At 71.0% G+C, this 20,157-nt stretch carries 17 protein-coding genes; 12 read left to right on the top strand and 5 right to left on the bottom strand.

Annotation, left to right across the window (positions count from 1 at the left end; all coding sequences use genetic code 11):
* Positions 1 to 254: 254 nt before the first annotated feature.
* On the top strand, positions 255 to 1,070 hold the full coding sequence (locus tag FGD71_RS17570) for a hypothetical protein (RefSeq protein ID WP_119101576.1): 816 nt from the start codon (positions 255 to 257) through the stop codon (positions 1,068 to 1,070).
* A gap of 115 nt (positions 1,071 to 1,185) precedes the next feature.
* On the opposite strand, the gene disA is transcribed toward FGD71_RS17570, so the two are convergent.
* Positions 1,186 to 2,310: a DNA integrity scanning diadenylate cyclase DisA gene (gene disA / locus FGD71_RS17565; RefSeq protein ID WP_119101393.1), complete on the bottom strand. Its 1,125-nt coding sequence runs from the start codon at positions 2,308 to 2,310 to the stop codon at positions 1,186 to 1,188.
* Positions 2,311 to 2,391: 81 nt separating this feature from the next.
* Positions 2,392 to 3,801 carry a DNA repair protein RadA gene (gene radA / locus FGD71_RS17560; protein WP_119101392.1) on the bottom strand — a complete coding sequence of 470 codons (1,410 nt, stop codon included), beginning with the start codon at positions 3,799 to 3,801 and terminating at the stop codon, positions 2,392 to 2,394.
* A gap of 221 nt (positions 3,802 to 4,022) precedes the next feature.
* Between radA and FGD71_RS17555 the strand changes: the two genes are divergently transcribed.
* On the top strand, positions 4,023 to 5,795 hold the full coding sequence (locus FGD71_RS17555) for a BACON domain-containing protein (protein WP_119101391.1): 1,773 nt from the start codon (positions 4,023 to 4,025) through the stop codon (positions 5,793 to 5,795).
* 64 nt (positions 5,796 to 5,859) lie between these two features.
* Here the strand turns inward: FGD71_RS17555 and FGD71_RS17550 are convergent, their stop codons facing one another.
* Positions 5,860 to 6,753: a DUF3109 family protein gene (locus FGD71_RS17550; RefSeq protein WP_119101390.1), complete on the bottom strand. Its 894-nt coding sequence runs from the start codon at positions 6,751 to 6,753 to the stop codon at positions 5,860 to 5,862.
* 71 nt (positions 6,754 to 6,824) lie between these two features.
* Here FGD71_RS17550 and FGD71_RS17545 point away from each other — a divergent pair, with 71 nt between their 5' ends.
* From FGD71_RS17545 to FGD71_RS17525, 5 genes are all read left to right on the top strand, one after another.
* Positions 6,825 to 7,835, top strand: coding sequence for a Ppx/GppA family phosphatase (locus FGD71_RS17545; protein ID WP_240436639.1), 1,011 nt, complete (start codon positions 6,825 to 6,827; stop codon positions 7,833 to 7,835).
* Between the two features lie 138 nt (positions 7,836 to 7,973).
* Entirely contained in the window at positions 7,974 to 8,798 is an 825-nt protein-coding gene (locus FGD71_RS17540) for a sugar phosphate isomerase/epimerase family protein (RefSeq protein WP_119101575.1), read from the top strand.
* Positions 8,795 to 9,409: a TetR/AcrR family transcriptional regulator gene (locus FGD71_RS17535; RefSeq protein ID WP_119101389.1), complete on the top strand. Its 615-nt coding sequence runs from the start codon at positions 8,795 to 8,797 to the stop codon at positions 9,407 to 9,409. The genes FGD71_RS17540 and FGD71_RS17535 overlap by 4 nt, the downstream gene beginning before the upstream one ends.
* Before the next feature lie 212 nt (positions 9,410 to 9,621).
* Entirely contained in the window at positions 9,622 to 11,475 is a 1,854-nt protein-coding gene (gene ilvD, locus FGD71_RS17530; RefSeq protein ID WP_119101388.1) for a dihydroxy-acid dehydratase, read from the top strand.
* Between the two features lie 205 nt (positions 11,476 to 11,680).
* Positions 11,681 to 11,992 (top strand): SH3 domain-containing protein, encoded by a 312-nt coding sequence (locus FGD71_RS17525; protein WP_119101387.1) that lies wholly within the window; start codon positions 11,681 to 11,683, stop codon positions 11,990 to 11,992.
* A gap of 42 nt (positions 11,993 to 12,034) precedes the next feature.
* On the opposite strand, the gene FGD71_RS17520 is transcribed toward FGD71_RS17525, so the two are convergent.
* Positions 12,035 to 14,287 (bottom strand): serine/threonine-protein kinase, encoded by a 2,253-nt coding sequence (locus FGD71_RS17520; protein ID WP_119101386.1) that lies wholly within the window; start codon positions 14,285 to 14,287, stop codon positions 12,035 to 12,037.
* A 125-nt stretch (positions 14,288 to 14,412) separates the two neighbouring features.
* Here FGD71_RS17520 and FGD71_RS17515 point away from each other — a divergent pair, with 125 nt between their 5' ends.
* The 5 genes from FGD71_RS17515 to proC all read left to right on the top strand — a co-directional run bounded on the left by FGD71_RS17515 (position 14,413) and on the right by proC (position 18,532).
* The gene (locus FGD71_RS17515; protein WP_119101385.1) at positions 14,413 to 14,922 is read left to right on the top strand and encodes an EamA/RhaT family transporter; all 510 of its coding nucleotides are present in this window, start codon (positions 14,413 to 14,415) and stop codon (positions 14,920 to 14,922) included.
* A gap of 29 nt (positions 14,923 to 14,951) precedes the next feature.
* Positions 14,952 to 15,725 carry a class I SAM-dependent methyltransferase gene (locus FGD71_RS17510; protein ID WP_119101384.1) on the top strand — a complete coding sequence of 258 codons (774 nt, stop codon included), beginning with the start codon at positions 14,952 to 14,954 and terminating at the stop codon, positions 15,723 to 15,725.
* A 257-nt stretch (positions 15,726 to 15,982) separates the two neighbouring features.
* On the top strand, positions 15,983 to 16,792 hold the full coding sequence (locus FGD71_RS17505) for an ABC transporter ATP-binding protein (RefSeq protein ID WP_119101383.1): 810 nt from the start codon (positions 15,983 to 15,985) through the stop codon (positions 16,790 to 16,792).
* A complete protein-coding gene (locus FGD71_RS17500; protein ID WP_162931158.1) occupies positions 16,792 to 17,601 on the top strand; it encodes an ABC transporter permease in 810 nt (269 codons plus the stop codon). The genes FGD71_RS17505 and FGD71_RS17500 overlap by 1 nt, the downstream gene beginning before the upstream one ends.
* A 118-nt stretch (positions 17,602 to 17,719) precedes the next feature.
* A complete protein-coding gene (proC, locus tag FGD71_RS17495) occupies positions 17,720 to 18,532 on the top strand; it encodes a pyrroline-5-carboxylate reductase (RefSeq protein ID WP_119101382.1) in 813 nt (270 codons plus the stop codon).
* Between the two features lie 97 nt (positions 18,533 to 18,629).
* Here the strand turns inward: proC and trpS are convergent, their stop codons facing one another.
* Positions 18,630 to 19,628, bottom strand: coding sequence for a tryptophan--tRNA ligase (gene trpS / locus FGD71_RS17490; RefSeq protein WP_119101381.1), 999 nt, complete (start codon positions 19,626 to 19,628; stop codon positions 18,630 to 18,632).
* Positions 19,629 to 20,157 lie beyond the last annotated feature (529 nt).

Below are 20,157 nucleotides of genomic sequence, written 5' to 3'. Positions count from 1 at the left end.
ACCCACCCACCCATCCACCAACCAGCCGCGAACACCCGGGTTTCACCCCGGCGTTGTCTCGGTAGAGGTCGGAATCCATGGTGACGGACGGTAATTCAGTGCCACTGATCGTCACATGATGCGATCGTCGGGTAGTCAACTTGACGAAAGGCAAGGGTGGCCGGCGCTAGCCCGGGATGATGATCCGGAAAAGTTGAGGCGCAGGGCGGCGGGTGGGGCCAGCGAACTCACGGATCTCTCGTACAGTGTGCGCCGTGGGATCTCTGCGCAATCCGGTCGGGCCGCTTCCCTCCTCCATCTACTGGCGACGGAGGGCCGTTCTGCTGTCCTTGGTCGCGCTGTTGACGCTGTTGATCACCTGGATCGTCGCCACCGGCGGCGGAGGCGGCAACAACAACTCGGACGGGTCCAACGGCAAGAATCCCGCGCCGTCGATCACGCCGGGCCCCTCCGGTTCCGGTCCCGCGATCAGCCAAGCCCCCGGCGGGCGCGACGAGTCGACCAGCGGGGGCGGCGGAGGCGACGGGTCCGGGGACTCCGGCGGCGGCTCCGCGGGCTCCGACGGGGCGGACGGCTCGTCCGGCGGTTCGGACAGCGCGGGTGGCGGCTCGGGCGACGCGGAGGGTGGCGCCGGTTCCGGTGACACCGTTCCGGCCGGGTCCAGCCTGCCCAACTGCGCGCCGGGATCTGTCGCGTTGACGCTGCGCAGCGTCAAGAACGCGTACGCGCCCGGCGAGGAGCCCAAGCTTGAGCTGATCGTCAAGAACTCCTCGTCCAGTGACTGCAAGCTCGATCTCGGCCCGAAGGAAGCGGTGCTGACGATCACTCAGGCGGGCAGCGACGACGAGATCTGGTCCTCTGCCGACTGCCCGACGGGCGCCGGCAGCATCCTGTACCGCATCCCGGCGAACGACCGCATCACCCGCACCGTGGAGTGGGACCGTGAGGCGAGCGCCCCGGAGTGCGCGACGCCTCGGGCGGGAACGGCGACCGCGGGCACGTACCTGGTCGAGGCGCAGGCCCCGGGCCTCGAGAAGACCCAGGCGTCGTTTGTGCTGAAGAAGGACTGAACAAGGACTGATGAAGGACCAGGGCCTGTCCGGCGGATCAGGTAGGACAGGCCCTGGCCTCGTAGCCTCGTTGGTACGTCCCGCTCTGTTACGTCCAGCTCCGGTACGTACCGATCTAGACGTACCGCTCCAGGATCGACGACTCCGCCAGCCGCGACAGCCCCTCCCGGACGCTGCGTGCCCGGGCCTCGCCGACGCCGTCCACCGTCTGGAGGTCGTCGACGCTCGCGGCGAGCAGCTTCTGCAGGCCGCCGAAGTGCTCGACCAGCCGGTCGATGATCGCGCCGGGCAGGCGCGGCACCTTGGCGAGGAGCCGGAAGCCGCGGGGCGAGACCGCGGAGTCGAGGGTCTCGGGGGAGCCGGTGTAGCCGAGGGCCCGAGCCACCGTGGGCAGCTCGAGCAGCTCGGCGTGGGTGAGCGCGTCGAGTTCGGAGAGGGCCTCGTCGACCGTACGGGAGCGCTTCGCGGTCGGCTCCGGCACGTAGTCCCGTACGACGAGCTCGCGCTCGGGCTCGACGCCCGCGATCAGCTCGTCCAGCTGGAGCGCGAGGAGACGGCCGTCGGTGCCCAGCTCCACCACGTACTCGGCGATCTCGGTGGCGATGCGGCGCACCATCTCCAGGCGCTGGGCCACGGCGGAGACGTCCCGGACCGTGACCAGGTCCTCGATCTCCAGCGCCGACAGGGTGCCCGCGACCTCGTCGAGACGGAGCTTGTAGCGCTCCAGTGTGGCCAGGGCCTGGTTGGCCCTGGAGAGGATCGCGGCCGAGTCCTCCAGGACGCGGCGGTGTCCGTCGACGTACAGCGCGATGAGGCGCATGGACTGGGACACGGAGACGACGGGGAAACCGACCTGCTTGGAGACCCGGTCGGCCGTGCGGTGCCGGGTGCCCGTCTCCTCGGTGGGGATGGTGGGGTCGGGCACCAGCTGCACGCCCGCCCGCAGGATCTTGGTGATGTCCTTGTCGACGACGATGCCGCCGTCGAGCTTGCACAGCTCGCGCAGCCGGGTCGCCGTGAAGTCGACGTCCAGGACGAAGCCGCCCGTGCACATCGACTCGACGGTCTTGTCCCAGCCGAGCACGATCAGCCCGCCGGTGTTGCCGCGGAGGATCCGCTCCAGGCCGTCGCGAAGACCCGTGCCGGGTGCCACGGCGCTCAGTGAGGCGCGCATCAGCCCATCGGCACCGGAGCTCCCACCGGACTTTCCGGGAGCTGCCGCCCGGTCGTTGGCTGCCACTGCACTCCTCCGGTCGCAGGTTCTGGGGCGCTCCCGTCTCGCACACTTGGTTCGTACGGACGGGCGAGACCTGGGCAAAGTCTACCGGCGGTCCTCCTCGTCCCGTGGGGCCTCTCGACGACGCGACCTCGGGAGCACCCGCAGCGCCTCCCCCATGTCGGCCACTTCCAGGACCTTCATACCCGAAGGGATCTTGCCGGGATCGCCCGGTACGAGCGCGTGCGTGAAGCCCAGGCGGTGGGCTTCCGCGAGTCTGCGCTGGACGCCGGTGACCCGTCTGACCTCGCCCGCAAGGCCCACCTCGCCGATCGCGACGAGATTCTTCGGGAGCGGGGTGTCGCTCGCGGCGGAGGCCAGGGCGAGCGCGATCGCCAGGTCCGCGGCCGGCTCGGAGAGCTTCACGCCGCCGACCGTCGCCGAGTAGATGTCCCGCTTCCCGAGGGCGCTGATCCGGCCGCGCTGCTCCAGGACCGCGAGCATCATCGAGACGCGGGAGGTCTCCAGGCCCGAGGTCGTACGCCTGGGGGAGGGGATCTGGGAGTCGACCGTGAGCGCCTGGACCTCGGCGACCAGCGGGCGGCGGCCTTCGAGGGTGACCGTCAGGCAGGTGCCGGGGACCGGCTCGGCACGGCGGGTGAGGAACAGGCCACTCGGGTCGGTGAGACCGGTGATGCCCTCGTCGTGCAGCTCGAAGCAGCCGACCTCGTCCGTCGTCCCGTACCGGTTCTTGACGCCGCGCACGAGCCTCAGGCGCGCGTGCCGGTCGCCCTCGAAGTGCAGGACGACGTCCACGAGGTGCTCGAGGAGGCGGGGGCCCGCGATGGCGCCGTCCTTGGTGACATGTCCCACAAGGAGCGTGGACATGCCGCGCTCCTTGGAGGCGCGGATCAGGGCGCCGGCCACCTCGCGGACCTGGGCCATGCCTCCGGGGGCGCCGTCGATCTCCGGAGAGGCCACGGTCTGCACGGAGTCGAGGATGAGGAGGGACGGCTTCACCGCGTCCAGGTGGCCGAGCACAGAGGCCAGATCTGTCTCCGCGGCGAGATACAGGTGATCGTCGATCGCCTTGATGCGGTCGGCCCGCAGGCGGACCTGGCTCGCCGACTCCTCGCCGGTGACATACAGCGTGCGGTGCTCGTCGCTCGCCGACTTGGCCGCCACGTCCAGCAGCAGCGTGGACTTGCCGACACCCGGCTCGCCCGCGACGAGCACGACCGCGCCCGGCACCAGACCGCCGCCGAGCACCCGGTCCAGCTCGGGCACGCCGGTGGAACGAGCGGTCGCCTGGCGGCCGTCCACCTGGCCGATGGGCACGGCGGACGTCGTGACCCGGCCCGGGGTCGTCGTACGGACCGCGGGCGCGCCGTACTCCTCGACCGTCCCCCACGCCTGGCACTCGGGGCAGCGGCCGAGCCACTTGGCCGTCTGCCAGCCGCACTCGGTGCAGCGGTAGGACGGCCGGTCCTTCGCGGTCTTCGTACGGGCAGCCATGGACGAAACCGTAGCCGCCACCGCTGACAACGCGTTCCCCGCCCGGTGCCGGACCCCGGGACCAAGATCAGGGCACCCTTCGCAAACCGTCCGCAACCGATCCGGAACGCGCTACGGAATTCGGGGCTCCTGTCCCCTTATGGGGGATGGTTTCACCCGTATGGATTAAAAGTGCTCGGCCAAGAAGGGGAGGCCGCCGCCCGGCGCCTACGGTCGCACGGGTGATGAGCAGCAGGCCGCAGACCACCACGCACACCACCGGCGAGCACCAGCCGTACCCTGCGGCACGCGACCGGGAGGCGGCGCGCACGTCGGTGCGCACGTCAGCGCACACCTCGGCGCAGTGCCCGCCCGCGCGCTACGAGCCGTACCTGGACGGCCTGTTCACCTACTGCCTGTCCGTGCTGTGCGACCACGACGCCGCGATCGCCGCCGTCGGGCACGCCCTCGCGCTCGCCGAGCGCCGCGGCCCCCGCGGCCAGGCGGCGCCCGACGACCGCAGGGCCTGGCTGTACGCCCTCGCCCGCTGGATGTGCCTGCGCAAGCTCACCGAGGCCAAGCTCACCAAAGCCAAGGACAAGGACCAGGTCGAACCGACCCAGCAGAAACGTCATGGCACCGCGGCGGAAGAGGACCGTCGCCGTCGAGAACTCGCCCTGCTTGCCTGGCCGGAGGCCGCGGGCACCACGCCCGAGCAGCGCGAGGCGCTCGAACTCGCCGTGCGGCATCAGCTCGCCGCCCGCGAGGTGGCCGCCGTTCTGGGCATGAGTGCGGTCGCCGCCCGTGAACTCCTCGGCACGGCCGCCTGCGAGGTCGAGCGCACCCGCGCGGCCCTCGCCGTCGTCGAGACGGGCACCTGCCCGAGCGTCGCCCGGCTCATCGGCGACGACCAGCTGGTGCTCAGTTCGGCCCTGCGCCGCGAGCTCGTCCGGCATGTCGACGACTGTCCGCGCTGCCGCCGTACGGCCGAGCGCGCGATCCCCGGCTCCTGGCCCGGTACCAGCGTCACGCCCGAGGCCCTCCCCGTACTGGAAGCCCCGCGCGCGGCGCTGCACAGGGCGATGGCGCCTGTCCCGCGCGCGCGGGGCGGCGGTCCGCGCTTCGACCGGCGCGGCTTCCCGATGGACCCGAAGGACCGCGCGGCCCGCCGTGACCGCCTCCGCGCGCGTGCCGTCACGACGACGGTCGTCGCCACCGTTGTGGCGGCCCCCGTGCTCGCCCTGTGGGCGGCCTACCGCGGCGCACCCCTGATCGGTGAGGGCTCGGACGGGCGCCCGGTCACCGCCAGCGAGGCGCGCGGACCCGTCGGCCTCGGCGGTGAGGAGGCCGGCGCCTACGAGAGCTCGGGGAACACCGGCGCGCGGCCCGACTCCCGCTCCACCCGGAACAAACGTTTGTCCGACGTCTCCGTGGAGGTCATCGGCGTGGCCTCCGGCCACAGGAAAAGCGCCCTCTCCGTAGAGGCCGATTCCAGCGGTGACACGACGCTCATCACCCTCACCGCGTCCAAGAGTTCACCGCGCCAGGTCCGCTGGTCCGCGCACACCGGCGCTTCCTGGCTGTATCTGAGCCGTTCGTCGGGCACGCTGCGCCCGGGGGAGTCGTTGACGATCAAGGTGTACGTCGACCATCTCCGCGAGCCGATCGGCCACTGGAGCGCGAGGGTGTCGATCGCGCCCGCGGGCGCCGCGGTCTCGATCGACGGCTACGGAACGGCGGGCCCGCCGGACCCGTGGGACCCGGGCCCCGCCCCCGGCCCGACCCCGAGCGGCCCGACACCGCCCGATCCCACGCCGGCCGATCCCGGGCCAGGCCCGCAACCCACGCCGAGCGACCCGACACCGACCCCCGTGGACCCGGAGCCCACCCCGACCCCCAGTGACCCGCCTCCGTCCGAGCCCGGCCCGACCCCCATGGGCGGGCCCGCATCGGGCCCCGGCGGCCGGCCCTCGCCGCATGGCGACGGCGGCGGCCCGAGCCCCTCAGGAAGCTGAGCGCGCGGCGCTCCGCGGGACGTGCCTACGAAATGCCGGACGTGCCCACGAAAGGTGCGGGCTGTCAGGCGACCGGGTCCGCGGGATGCGGTGCCACCAACGGCAGCTGGGAGGCCAGCCGCTGCTCGCACAGCTCGGCCAGCCGGTCGTATCCCCCCTTGCCCATCAGCTCGATGAGCTCGGGCCGGTACGTGACGTACACGGGCTCGCCCGCGCCGTGCGCGGAGGTCGCCGATGTGCACCACCAGTGCAGGTCGTGCCCGCCCGAACCCCAGCCGCGGCGGTCGTACTCGCCGATCGAGATCTGCAGCACACGGGTGTCGTCGGGGCGGTCGATCCACTCGTACGTCCGCCGCACCGGCAACTGCCAGCAGACGTCGGGCTTGGTCTCCAGCGGCTCGCGGCCCTCCTTCAGGGCGAGGATGTGCAGCGAGCAGCCCGCTCCGCCCTCGAAGCCGGGACGGTTCTGGAAGATGCACGAGCCCTGGTACGGGCGGGTCTGCCGGGAACCGTCCTCGTCGGTCGAGACCCAGCCGGTCCGGGTCCCGACGTCATGGTGCTGCCAGATCTCCGGCGTGAGCCTCGCCACATGTTCGGCGACGCGCTTCTCGTCGTCCTCGTCCGAGAAATGGGCGCCGAGCGTGCAGCACCCGTCGTCCGCGCGGCCGGCCTGGATGCCCTGGCAGCCGCTTCCGAAGATGCACGACCAACGAGAGGTCAGCCATGTCAGATCGCAGCGGAAGACCTGCTCGTCATCGGCCGGATCAGGAAACTCCACCCACGCGCGCGCGAAATCGAGCCCCTTCTCGTCCGGCACGGACTCCGGGGCAGAGGGCCCTGGGACAGCGGGCTTCGGGGACTTCTTGGTCTTGGTGGACGCCTTCGCCTGCGAAGAGCCCTTGGCGGACGTGGCTGACGTTGCCGACTTGTCGGCCTTTGCCTTGTTCGTCTTTGGCACCCGTCCAGGGTAAGTCGCTCACGAGCACTCCGGGGACCAGCGAGCGGCCTGCTCGCAGTAGCGTTCCGTACATGAGACTCGGTGTCCTCGACGTGGGTTCGAACACGGTGCATCTACTGGTGGTGGATGCACACCCTGGCGCGCGCCCGTTGCCGGCGCATTCACACAAGGCGGAGCTGCGGCTCGCCGAACTCCTCGACGACAGCGGGGCGATCGGCCCCGACGGGGTCGACAAGCTGATCGCCGTCGTCCAGGAGGCACTGGAGGCGGCCGAGGACAAGGGCGTCGAGGATCTGCTGCCGTTCGCGACCTCCGCCGTGCGCGAGGCGGACAACGCCGATGACGTACTGGCCCGGGTGCGTGCCGAGACCGGCGTCGAGCTGCAGGTTCTCACCGGCGAGGAGGAGGCGCGGCTCACCTTCCTCGCCGTCCGCCGCTGGTTCGGCTGGTCGGCCGGGAAGCTGCTCGTCCTCGACATCGGCGGCGGCTCCCTGGAGATCGCGTACGGCATGGACGAGGAGCCGGACGCGGCGGTGTCGCTGCCGCTGGGCGCGGGGCGGCTGACGGCCGGGTGGCTCCCGGGCGATCCACCGGACCCGGCGGACATCAGGGCGCTGCGTCGGCATGTACGCGCCGAAATCGCACGTACGGTCGGGGAGTTCAGCCGCTTCGGGGCGCCCGACCACGTGGTCGCCACGTCCAAGACGTTCCGGCAGCTCGCCAGGATCGCGGGAGCCGCGCGCTCGGCCGAGGGCCTCTACGTGCAGCGCGAACTCAAGCGCAGGTCCCTGGAAGACTGGGTTCCGCAGCTCGGCGCGATGACCGCCGAGCAGCGCGCGGAGCTGCCCGGAGTCTCCGATGGCCGTGCGGGCCAGCTCGTCGCGGGCGCGCTCGTCGCCGAGGGGGCGATGGACCTGTTCGGCGTAGAGACGGTGGAGATCTGCCCCTGGGCGCTGCGCGAGGGCGTGATCCTGCGGCGGCTGGATCACATGGGGCTGGGCCTCATCCCTGAGCAGCCCCGAGAGGCCCCGAGGAGCGCCGAGAGGGGCCGAGAAGACGTGAGCAGTTCCGAGGAGCTCTGAGGAGTCATGAGCGCGTCGGCGCGCGGTGCCGGGGAGGCGTCCGCGCGCGGCCGGATCCGGTCGGTTCCCGTGTCCCGCCCGAGCGGCACGCAGGAACCGCCTCCCCGGCGCCGAGCGCGGCCCCGTACTCTGTCCTTCGTGGCAGAACCAGTGGTGCGCATCCCGGATGCGAAGGTCGCGCTGTCGACGGCCTCTGTCTATCCGGAGTCGACGGCGACGGCCTTCGAGATCGCCGCCCGCCTGGGATACGACGGCATCGAGGTCATGGTGTGGACCGATCCGGTCAGCCAGGACATCGAGGCGCTGCGCAGACTGAGCGACTACCACCAGATCCCGGTCCTGGCCATTCACGCCCCTTGTCTGCTGGTCACACAGCGCGTCTGGTCCACCGACCCCTGGGTCAAGCTCCAGCGCGCCCGGGCCGCCGCCGAGAAGCTCGACGCCTCGACGGTCGTCGTGCATCCGCCCTTCCGCTGGCAGCGGCAGTACGCCCGCGACTTCGTCACCGGGATCTGGCGGATGGCCAACGAGACGGACGTACGGTTCGCCGTCGAGAACATGTACCCCTGGCGCTATCGCGACCGCGAGATGCTCGCGTACGCCCCCGACTGGGACGTGACGAAGGACGACTACCGGCACTTCACGATCGACCTGAGCCATTCCTCCACGGCCCGCGCCGACGCCCTGCAGATGGTCGACCGCATGGGCGACCGGCTCGGCCACGTCCACCTCGCCGACGGCAACGGCTCCAACAAGGACGAGCACCTCGTCCCCGGGCGCGGCAACCAGCCCTGCGCCGCGCTTCTGGAGCGGCTGGCCCTGAGCGGCTTCGACGGCCATGTCGTCATCGAGGTCAACACCCGCCGGGCCATGTCCAGCGCCGAGCGCGAGGCCGACCTGGCCGAAGCCCTCGCCTTCACCCGGCTCCACCTCGCCTCGGCGGTCAGGCTCGCGGGCTCATGACCGACACGGCCCCCCGCCGCCGCGGACGCCCCTCCCGTACGAAGTCGGGCGACGTCCCCGCGACGCGTGACCGCATCCTGACGGCGGCCCGCGAGGAGTTCTCCGAGCGCGGGTACGACAAGACGTCCGTACGCGGCATCGCCAAGGCCGCGGGCGTCGACTCCGCCCTCGTCCACCACTACTTCGGCACCAAGGAACAGGTGTTCCAAGAGGCGGTCGAGGCCGTCTTCGCACCCGCGCTGAAGGCCCCGGACGTGATCTTCGAGGGACCGCTCGACGGGGTCGGCGAGCGCTTCGCCCGCTTCCTCTTCGGCATCTGGGAGAACCCGGTCACCCGCGCCCCGCTGCTCGCGGTCGTACGCTCCGCCGTGAACAACGAGGTGGCGGCGGCCGTCTTCCGCCGCCTCATCTCCTCCCAGCTGATGCGCCGGGTCGCGTCCCAGGTCGGCCTGCCGGACGCGGAACTGCGCGCCGAACTGGCCGCAGCCCAGCTGGTCGGCGTCGCCATCATGCGCTACGTGATCAAGCTTGAGCCGCTGGCCTCGGCGGACATCGAGCAGATCATCGCGCGGGTCGCTCCCGTCGTTCAGGGGCATCTGACCGGGCCCTGAGCCGGGGCGTGCGCGGGAGGCCGTGAGCCGGGGCGTGTACGCGAGGCCGTGAGCGGCGTGCGCACGAGAACGCGTCCCTCGGCACGGCCGCCGATCGAGACGCACATCCCGTAATCCGGACGAGGTGTCCAGATCCTGGAGCACCGGCGTAGGCTCGAGGTCTGTCAGAACTCATCGAAAGTCTCTGAAGGTCCCCGAAGGAGCGAGCGACGATGCCCGAGCTGAGGTCCCGCACAGTCACCCACGGTCGCAACATGGCGGGCGCCCGCGCCCTGATGCGCGCCTCCGGTGTACCGGGTGCGGACATCGGCCGGAAGCCGATCATCGCGGTCGCCAACTCCTTCACGGAGTTCGTGCCCGGCCACACCCACCTCCAGCCGGTCGGCCGGATCGTGAGCGAGGCCATCAGTGAGGCCGGCGCCATCCCGCGCGAGTTCAACACGATCGCGGTGGACGACGGCATCGCGATGGGCCACGGAGGCATGCTGTACAGCCTCCCGTCCCGCGACCTGATCGCGGACAGCGTGGAGTACATGGTGGAGGCCCACTGCGCCGACGCCCTGATCTGCATCTCCAACTGCGACAAGATCACACCGGGCATGCTGATGGCGGCCCTGCGCCTGAACATCCCGACGGTCTTCGTCTCCGGCGGCCCCATGGAGTCCGGCCGCGCGACGCTGGTCGACGGCACGGTCCGCACGCTCGACCTCGTCGACGCGATCTCGGACGCGGTCAACGACAAGATCTCCGACGCGGACATCCTCCGCATCGAGGAGAACGCCTGTCCGACCTGCGGTTCCTGCTCCGGCATGTTCACCGCCAACTCCATGAACTGCCTGACCGAGGCCATCGGCCTCTCCCTCCCCGGCAACGGCTCCGTCCTGGCCACGCACACCGCCCGCAAGGCGCTGTACGAGGACGCCGCACGCACGGTGGTGGACATCACTCGCCGCTACTACGAGCAGGACGACGAGACGGTCCTGCCGCGCGCCGTCGCCTCGTTCGCGGCCTTCGAGAACGCGATGGCGCTGGACATCGCCATGGGCGGCTCGACCAACACGATCCTGCACCTGCTGGCCGCCGCCCAGGAGGCGGAGGTTCCGTTCGGCCTGGAGGAGATCGACGCGGTCTCGCGCCGCGTCCCCTGCCTGGCCAAGGTCGCGCCGAACGTCGCCAAGGACCGCACGTACTACATGGAGGACGTGCACCGCGCGGGCGGCATCCCGGCCCTGCTCGGTGAGCTGCACCGCGCCGGACTGCTGAACGAGGACGTGTACTCGGTGCACAGCCCGTCGCTCGCGGACTGGCTGAAGACCTGGGACGTGCGGGGCGGCTCGCCCTCCGCCAAGGCCGTGGAGCTGTGGCACGCCGCCCCGGGCTGCGTGCGCTCGGCCGAGGCCTTCTCCCAGTCCGAGCGCTGGGAGGCCCTCGACGACGACGCCGAGAACGGCTGCATCCGCTCGGCGCAGCACGCGTACTCGAAGGACGGCGGCCTCGCGGTCCTCAAGGGCAACCTCGCGGTGGACGGCTGTGTCGTGAAGACGGCCGGCGTGGACGAGTCGATCTGGACGTTCGAAGGTCCGGCGGTGGTCTGCGAGTCGCAGGAGGAGGCCGTCGAGAAGATCCTCGCGAAGCAGGTGAAGGACGGCGACGTCGTCGTCATCCGCTACGAGGGCCCCAAGGGCGGCCCCGGCATGCAGGAGATGCTCTACCCGACGTCCTTCCTCAAGGGCCGCGGTCTGGGCAAGACCTGCGCCCTGATCACCGACGGCCGCTTCTCCGGAGGCACCTCCGGCCTGTCGATCGGCCACGCCTCGCCCGAGGCCGCGTCCGGCGGCACGATCGCCCTCGTCCAGGACGGCGACCGCATCCGCATCGACATCCCGAACCGCACTATCGAGCTCCGCGTCCCGGACGAGGAGCTGGCGTCCCGCCGCGAGGCCCTCGGCGGCACGTACGCTCCGGCCGGCCGCGAGCGCAAGGTCTCCACCGCGCTGCGCGCCTACGCCGCGATGGCCACCAGCGCGGACAAGGGCGCGGTGCGGGACATCTCGCAGCTTGGCTGACGCCCCGTAACCTCGCGACCTCCATAAACCTCCTGCGATCCCCACAACCCCCCTACGGCGTACGTCCCCGTACGCCCCGCGTAAGACGTAGGTAAAAGACGCCCCTCGCAGCGCAACTGTGCCGCTGCCAGGGGCGTCCAATACGTGCAGAACACGCCAAGAGACGGCACGCCCGCGCGTACCGTCCGCAACGGGGGAGAACAGAATGAGTGAGCAGCTCGCAGGGACAGGCGCCGAGGAGACGTCCGCCGCCGCTACGTCCACCGCAGCGACGGCCGCGGCCACGTACACCGTGGTCGCCGACGTGAACGTGCGCTCCGGCCCCAGCACCTCGTACGCCATCGTGGGGCGCGTGTCCGGCGGCTCCAGGGTCACCATCTACTGCCAGACCCCGGGCCAGACGATCACGGGCCCGCTGGGAACCTCCAACCTCTGGGACCGCATAGGCAGCGGCCGCTACATCACCGACACCTTCGTCCGGACCGGAAGCGACGGCTACGTGGCGCCGCGCTGCTGACACCGGCCGTCCGGCTGTCCTGACGTGCGGGCCGCCGCCCGGTCACTCGGTCCTCGGCGGCTTCCGCACGTCGAAGCCGAACAGCGTGTTGCCGTTCGCGGCCCCGATCAGGGCCCGCCCGGAGAACACCACGCGCCCAGTGGTCGCGAATCCGCCGAGGCCGCCGTCCGCCTGTGGGTCCGACGTCCACAGGACGCGGCCGTCGTCCGCGTCGAGGGCGGCCACGCGCCCGCTGGTCGAGCTGAAGTACAGGACGCCGCCGGAAAGCACCGGACCGGAGGCGTCCTCCACGCTCGTCTGGCGGGCCCACACCTTCTTGCCGGTCGCCGGGTCCACCGCGGTGATCAGACCGGCGTTCCCGGAGAAGTAGACCCTGCCGCCGGCCAGCCCCGGAACCGCGCCGGTGTAGCGGGTCGGCAGCGCCGCGGACGTGACCCGGCCGGTTCGCGGATCGAGGCGCTTCACCTTCGAGAAACCATCGATCTCGGCGCCCGTCCGGTGCACCTCCAGCAGGACCAGCGAGCCGTCGGCCGCGCCCAGCGGCAGCACATCGCCCGTGACCCCCATGGCCTTCCCGAGCCGTCCGGTCGCGGCGTCGACCGTGTGGAAGGTCTTGCGGGTCACCTCGACCGCGTCGGCCTCGGACCGCGCGGCACACACCGCGTAGACCCCCTTGCCCGCGACCAGCGGCGTACACGTGGAACCGGCCGGGAAGGGCGTCCGCCACGCCGTCTTCCCGGTGGTGGCATCGCGGGCCACCAGCCGGGACTTGGACGCGTCGGCCGAATACACCGAGAATCCCTGGAGCACGGCCTCGTTGGGCCGTCCGACGAGAACGGTCGCGTCGCTGCCCAGCGGCGCCGACCACACCTCCTCGCCGTCCCCCGCGGTCAGGGCGACCACCTCGGTCCCGCCACCGTCGTCCTGGGAGCGGTATCCGAGCACGGTGTCCCCGGCGACACCGACGAAGTGCATGTCGCTCGTGGGCACCCCGGGATTCGGGCGGTTCCACACACGGGTGCCGTCCGCGACCCTGATCCGTGTGGCGATGACCCCGCCGCCCCCGCAGAACACGGACTCGCTCCGCGCCGCACAGCGCATCTCGTCGGGGATGTTCCGTCCGCCGCGCACGGTCACCTGCCACGGCCGGAACCCTTCGGGCAGCCGCGCGGTGGACGCGCTCACCGTCCGGCGGTCGCCGGCGGGGGTGTTGTCCTGCCCCTGCGGCGACCCGGTGCCGGCCTGCAGGACGGCGACCCCGCCCGCGATGGCGGCCACCGCGGCGGCGCACGCGACGGCGGTGCGCCAGCGGCGGCGCAGCGTACGGCCGACGAAAGAGTCGCCCTCGCGGGTGTGCCCCGGCGTGGCCTTCCCGGGGTGGTCGGGGTCCGCGGGCTCCTTGGGGCCTGCGAACTCCTTGGCGCGGGCGGAGAGCAGCCGGGTGTCCGTGTCCGGCCCGGCCGAGCCCTGTGACGCCGACTGCCCCAAGTCCTCCGGAAGGCCGCGCAGTTGTCTCAGCAGCTCGTCGGCGGAGGGGCGCTTCTGCGGCTCCTTGGCGAGACATGGCTCGACGATCTCGCGCAGCGCGTCGGGCACCCGGCCCAGCGCCGGCGCCTCGTGCACGACCTGATACGCCGTCATGTACGGGCTGTCGGCGTCGAAGGGCCCCTGCCCGGTCGCCGCGTAGACCAGCAACGTGCCCAGCGAGAACACGTCCGACTCGGGGCCGACCTCCCGCGGCGCCTGCAACTGCTCCGGCGACATGTACGGGGGAGTCCCTATGACACGGCCCGTCATGGTCAGCGTCTGGTGGTCGGCGGCGCGCGAGATGCCGAAGTCGATGACGCGGGGCCCCTCCGGCGACAGCACGACGTTGGACGGCTTGAGGTCGCGGTGCACCACCCCGGCGCGGTGGATTTCGCGCAGGGCCTCGGCCAGCCCGATGGCGAGCATGCGCAGCTCGGTCCCGCCCAGCGAGCCGTCCGCGCCGATGCGCTGGGCCAGTGTGGGGCCCGTGATGTACGCCGTGGCCATCCACGGGTGGTGGCTCTCGACGTCCGCGTCCACCACGGCCGCGGTGAAGACACCGCTGACCCGCCGGGCGGCCGACACCTCCTGCCGGAAGCGGATCCTGAACTCCTCGTCGCCCGCGAACTGCTGATGGATCAGCTTGATCGCGATCGGCCTGCCCGATGCTGTACGCGCCAGGAAGACCGCGCCCATCCCGCCCGCGCCCAGCCGCGCCTCCAGCGGGTAGCCGCCGATCTCCTCCGGATCTCCTGTGCGGAGCTGCACCGTCGCTCCACCTCCCCCGTACGTCATCTCGTGCCCACACAAGCTAGCGCCCCCGTCGGCCGTCGGCGTCGCCGCCCGCGCCGGAGTGTGGCCTGGACCTACGGCTGTGGGACGATAATCGGCCCATGAGTGACGAAACCGGGCCCGGCGTCTTCGCAGGCCCTCAGCCCGAACCCCTCCGCTTCTTCGGCACCACCTGGGTGCGTCACGACGGCGGATACGCGGCGCGCCGCGCCGGGGTCGCCATCGGGGCGCTGGCCGCGGCCGTCGCCGCGTGCCTGGTGCTGCGGTTCGCCTACGAAGGGCTGCAGATCGCGGCCGTCGGCGGACTGGTGAACCTGCTCCTCGTCGTGATGTTCACGGTGTGCAGCGCGATCGCCTTCCGCCGCACGTGGGAGGGGTTCCGCGAGCGGGCCGACCCGGAGACACAGGCGCGCCTGCGCAGCCTGATGGCCATCGGGTTCGTCGGCTCGCTCGTCGCGTACTTCTTCCGCTCCCTGGGCGAGGCCCCGGGTGAGAAGCTGCTGCGCACCGAGTACGAGGAGGCCCGCAAACAGTACGAGCGGCGCAGCGCGCGACGTACCGGCAATCCGGCGAAGTCGAAGAGCAACGCAGCGAAGAAGCGCAAGCGCTGATCCGCCGCCGTGATGGGCACGATGGCGGTATGACGTCGACACCATCCAACTCGCTTGCCCGCCGCGCCCATTCCTTCAACTCGGCCGCCGCTCAGTACGCCGCCAACCGTCCCTCCTATCCGCCCGCCCTCTTCGACGCGGTCGAGGATCTCGCGGGCAGCACTCTCACCGGCGCCCGGGTGGTCGACGTGGGCGCCGGGACCGGCATAGCCACCGCCCTGCTGCGCGAGCGCGGGGCACACGTCGTCGCCGTCGAGCCGGGCGAGGGCATGGCGGCCCAGTTCCGCCGGACGCTTCCTCACGCGCCGCTCGTGCGCGCCGACGGCAACGCGCTGCCGTTCGCCGACGCGTACGCCGACGTCGTGACGTACGCCCAGGCCTGGCACTGGACCGACCCGGCCCGCTCCCTGCCGGAGGCGATGCGCGTGCTGCGGCCGGGCGGAGCGCTGGCCCTGTGGTGGAACATGGACGCCGAGGACGTGCCGTGGCTCGCAGCGCAGGCGGAGCGCGTGGAGCGGTACATCGGCATCGGCAAGAAGAACGGCGGCTTCCGTGCCGAGGCCGCGTTCGCCGGGGCGCCGTATGCCCCGCAATTCGCCCACCGCCAGGTCAGGTGGAGCCGCACCGTCCCGCTCGACACCCACCTCGCCAACATCGGCAGCCATTCGGTCTTCCTCGTCCTCGGCAAGGAGAAGACCAGGGCCTTCCTCGCCGAGGAACGCGGCCATCTCCTGGAGACCTTCCCGGACGGGCTGGTCGAGGAGGTCTACAACGTCGACGTGATCGTGGCGACCCGCTCCTGACCCCACGGCGGCACGTCAGCAAGACAGGCCGCGACGTCGGGCCGCCGCCGAAGCCATGAGGCTGCCGCCGAACGCGACCCAGAAGGCTGCCAACGGAACGCGAGCCGGGAGCACCCGCCGCGGATCCCATGCCCTCTCACTCCCGCGCCGCTCGCGCTCCCGCACCGCTCCCTCTCCCGCACGCCCGGCGGCAGCCCTGTCCGCGCACCGCCCTCCCACGCTTGACGAGGCCCTCGGGCAGGAGCATTATTCATCGCATGATGAATTACTCGACGGACCCACCGAGCACCACACCCTTGTCCCCCACACCCCCAGCGATTCGCGCAGCCGGACTCACCGTCGTCCGAGGCGGCCGCCAAGTCCTGCGCGGGCTCGACTTCGAGGTGCCCCACGGCCAGATCACCGGCCTGCTCGGCCCGTCGGGCTGTGGCAAGTCGACCCTGATGCGGGCGATCGTCGGCACGCAGGCCAAGGTCACCGGCACCCTTGACGTCCTCGGCAGCCCCGCGGGCGACGCCACACTCCGCTCCCGCATCGGATACGTCACCCAGGCCCCCTCCGTCTACGACGACCTGACGATCCGTCAGAACCTGGACTACTTCGCCGCGATCCTCGACCCCGGCCGCGCGTCCGCCGAACGCCGCCACGAGAACGTCACCCGCGCCATCGCCGACGTAGACCTCACCTCCCGCGCCGACGCCCTCGCGGGCAACCTCTCCGGCGGCCAGCGCAGCCGCGTCTCCCTGGCTGTCGCGCTCCTGGGCGCCCCGGAACTCCTCGTCCTCGACGAACCCACGGTCGGCCTCGACCCCGTACTCCGCCGCGACCTGTGGAACCTCTTCCACACCATCGCCGCAGAGCGCGGCGCCACCCTCCTCGTCTCCTCCCACGTCATGGACGAAGCCGAGCGCTGCCACCGCCTGCTCCTGATGCGCGAGGGCGAGATCCTCGCCGACGACACCCCTGACGCCCTGCGCCTCGACACCGGCAGCGACACCGTCGAGACCGCCTTCCTCCACCTGGTCGACGAGGCGATCGCGGCCGGAAAGCAGAAGGAGACCGTCTGATGAGCCCAGGAACCAGCACCAGCAGCACCACGACGCGTACGAGCCCGACCACGCCCCCGAGGCCCAGCGCCATGAACTACTCCCGCACGACCGCCACCGCGATCCGAGTCCTGCGCCAACTCCGCCACGACCCGCGCACCATCGCGCTGATGATCCTCATCCCCTGCGTGATGCTCCTGCTGCTCCGCTACGTCTTCGACGGCAGCCCGCGCACCTTCGACTCCATCGGCGCCTCGCTCCTCGGCATCTTCCCGCTGATCACCATGTTCCTGGTGACCTCCATCGCCACTCTCCGCGAACGCACCTCCGGCACCCTGGAACGCCTCCTGGCCATGCCCCTCGGCAAGGCCGACCTCATCGCGGGCTACGCCCTCGCCTTCGGTGCCGTCGCCATCGTCCAGTCCGTCCTCGCCACCGGCCTCGCCGTCTGGGCCCTGGGCCTCGACGTCACGGGCTCGGCATGGCTCCTCCTTCTCGTGGCTCTCCTCGACGCCTTGCTGGGCACGGCGCTCGGCCTCTTCGTCTCGGCCTTCGCGTCCTCGGAATTCCAGGCGGTCCAGTTCATGCCGGCGGTGATCTTCCCGCAGCTCCTCCTCTGCGGCCTGTTCACCCCTCGCCCCAACATGCACCCCGTCCTCGAGGGCATCTCCAACGTCCTCCCCATGTCGTACGCCGTCGACGGTATGAACGAGGTCCTCAAGCACACCGACGTCACGGCCGACTTCATCCGCGACGCCCTGATCGTCGCGGCCTGCGCGTTCCTGGTCCTCACCCTCGGCGCCGCGACCCTCCGCCGCCGCTCCGTATAGCGAGGCCGGCGCCGCCGGGCGCGGCATCCGTCCCGGCGGGCGGACACCTCGGCCCACCCGGTGTCCCCCGGTGCGAGGATGGACCTCGGACGACGCATCCTCCGGAGGGCAACGGAACATGACCCAGAAAGTCGCAGTGCTCGGCACCGGCAAGATCGGCGAAGCCCTGCTCAGCGGAATGATCCGAGCCGGCTGGTCGCCCGCCGACCTCCTGGTCACCGCACGCCGACCGGAGCGAGCCGAAGAGCTCCGCAACCGCTACGGCGTCACCCCGGTCACCAACCCCGAGGCGGCCAAGACCGCCGACACCCTGATCCTCACGGTCAAACCCCAGGACATGGGCACCCTTCTCGACGAGCTTGCCCCGCACGTCCCCACAGACCGCCTGGTCATCAGTGGCGCCGCGGGCATCCCCACCTCCCTCCTCGAAGAGCGCCTCGCCAAGGGCACGCCCGTCGTCCGCGTCATGACGAACACCCCCGCTCTCGTCGACGAGGCCATGTCCGTCATCTCCGCCGGCACCCACGCCACCGGCGAACATCTCGCCCACGCCGAGGAGATCTTCGGCGCCCTCGGCAAGACGCTCCGCGTCCCCGAGTCCCAGCAGGACGCCTGCACCGCTCTCTCCGGCTCGGGGCCTGCGTACTTCTTCTATCTGGTCGAGGCCATGACCGACGCGGGCATCCTCCTCGGGCTGCCCCGCGACAAGGCTCACGACCTGATCGTCCAGTCCGCGATCGGCGCCGCCGTGATGCTCCGCGACAGCGGCCAACACCCCGTGACGCTTCGTGAGAACGTCACCTCTCCCGCGGGCACCACGATCAACGCGATCCGCGAACTGGAGAACCACGGCGTGCGCGCCGCGCTCATCGCCGCCCTGGAGGCCGCCCGCGACCGCAGTCGCGAACTGGCCAGCGGCAAAAACGCCTGACGCCCGTCCACCCGCCTGCCCCGCCCCGCCTCGGCGCCGGTGCCTGGAGCCCACTTGTCCAGTACACCGGCGCCGCCGCGTCACAGCGACCCAGCGGTCACGCGGGCGGAAGCAACCCGATCGCCCGGTACGCCGCGTCCACCATCGGCCTCGCCTTCTCCCTGGCCTTCTCCGCACCATCCCGCAGCACCCCCTCCACGTACGCAGGATCCGCACACAACTCCTGGTGCCTCTCCTGTACGGGCCTGAGGAGCTCGACCACGGCCTCGGCGGTGTCCTTCTTCAACGCTCCGTACGATTCATATACACCGCCCAGGGCTTCGGGGTTCCCTCCTTCACAGGCCGCGAGGATCTCCAGCAGATTCGAGACTCCGGGCCGTGTTTCCCGCTCGTAGACGACGTCCTGCCCGCTGTCCGTCACCGCTCGCATGATCTTCTTCCGGATCACGTCCGGCTCGTCGAGCAGATAGATGATCCCGGCCCCGACGTCGTGCGACTTCCCCATCTTCGAAGTCGGCGCCTGCAGATCCATGACCCGCGCCGCCACCGCCGGAGGCGTGGCCCGCGGCACCACGAACGTATGCCCATAGCGCTGGTTGAACCGCACCGCCAGATCCCGCGTCAGCTCCACGTGCTGCGTCTGGTCGTCCCCCACCGGCACCTCGTCCGCCCCGTACGCCAGGATGTCCGCAGCCATCAGCACGGGATACGTCAGCAACGACAGCCGTACGCTCCCACCCCGCGCCCGCTCGACCGCGGCCTTCTCCTTGTACTGGATCATGCGCCGCATCTCCCCGTCCGATGCGACGCACTCGAGCAGATACGACAGCCGCGCGTGCTCATCCACATGACTCTGCACGAACACGGTGCACAGCTTCGGATCCAGCCCCGAGGCCAGCAACAGCGTGGCCGCTTGCCGACTGAGCCTGCGCACCCGCCCGGGATCGTGCTCCACGGTCAACGCGTGCAGGTCGACGATGCAGAGCAGCGCGTCGGCCCGGTGCTGATCGGCGTCGGCCCACCGCCGTACGGCCCCCAAGTAGTTCCCCAGCGTCAGATGCCCGGTCGGCTTGACCCCGCTGAAGATGCGCGTCATCTCTCTACCTCCTGGTCAGGACCACCGCTGCCCGACGGCCGGGCTCTCCAGGAGGGAGATACGAGAAACGGCCGCCGAGGCGGCGGCCGTTGAGTACATACGTGAGCACGGCCGCCCTCAGGCGGCCCGCCACTGCTGGGTGCACGTATGCGTCGTCATGAGATCGAGCGTACGCCTCCGAGGCGCCCTCACGTGCGGAGTTGACACGCCTCTACCCGATCCGTAGTGTGCTCCGGGTTGTCCGACGTGAGCGCCGACTCCGGTCGGTCCCCGGACAGCCATTCCGCAGCAAGCTTCTGACGATCGACGACCTGTCGTCGGCTCGTTTTCATGCGCGTTTGCGAAATGAGGAATCCGCGTTCGAAAGGGCGCGACCCCGATTAGCTTCCGGGGCGGGGATTCCGCTAAAGTCTCACTCGTCGGAACGGCCCAACAGCCGTGAAGACAACCCCCTCCGACGGGGAAATCGGACGCGAAAGAGTCTGATAGAGTCGGAAACGCAAGACCGAAGGGAAGCGCCCGGAGGAAA

The organism is Streptomyces sporangiiformans (genome assembly GCF_005768555.2).
Classification (GTDB): domain Bacteria; phylum Actinomycetota; class Actinomycetes; order Streptomycetales; family Streptomycetaceae; genus Streptomyces; species Streptomyces sporangiiformans.
This window is presented reverse-complemented; position numbering and strand designations above follow the sequence as displayed.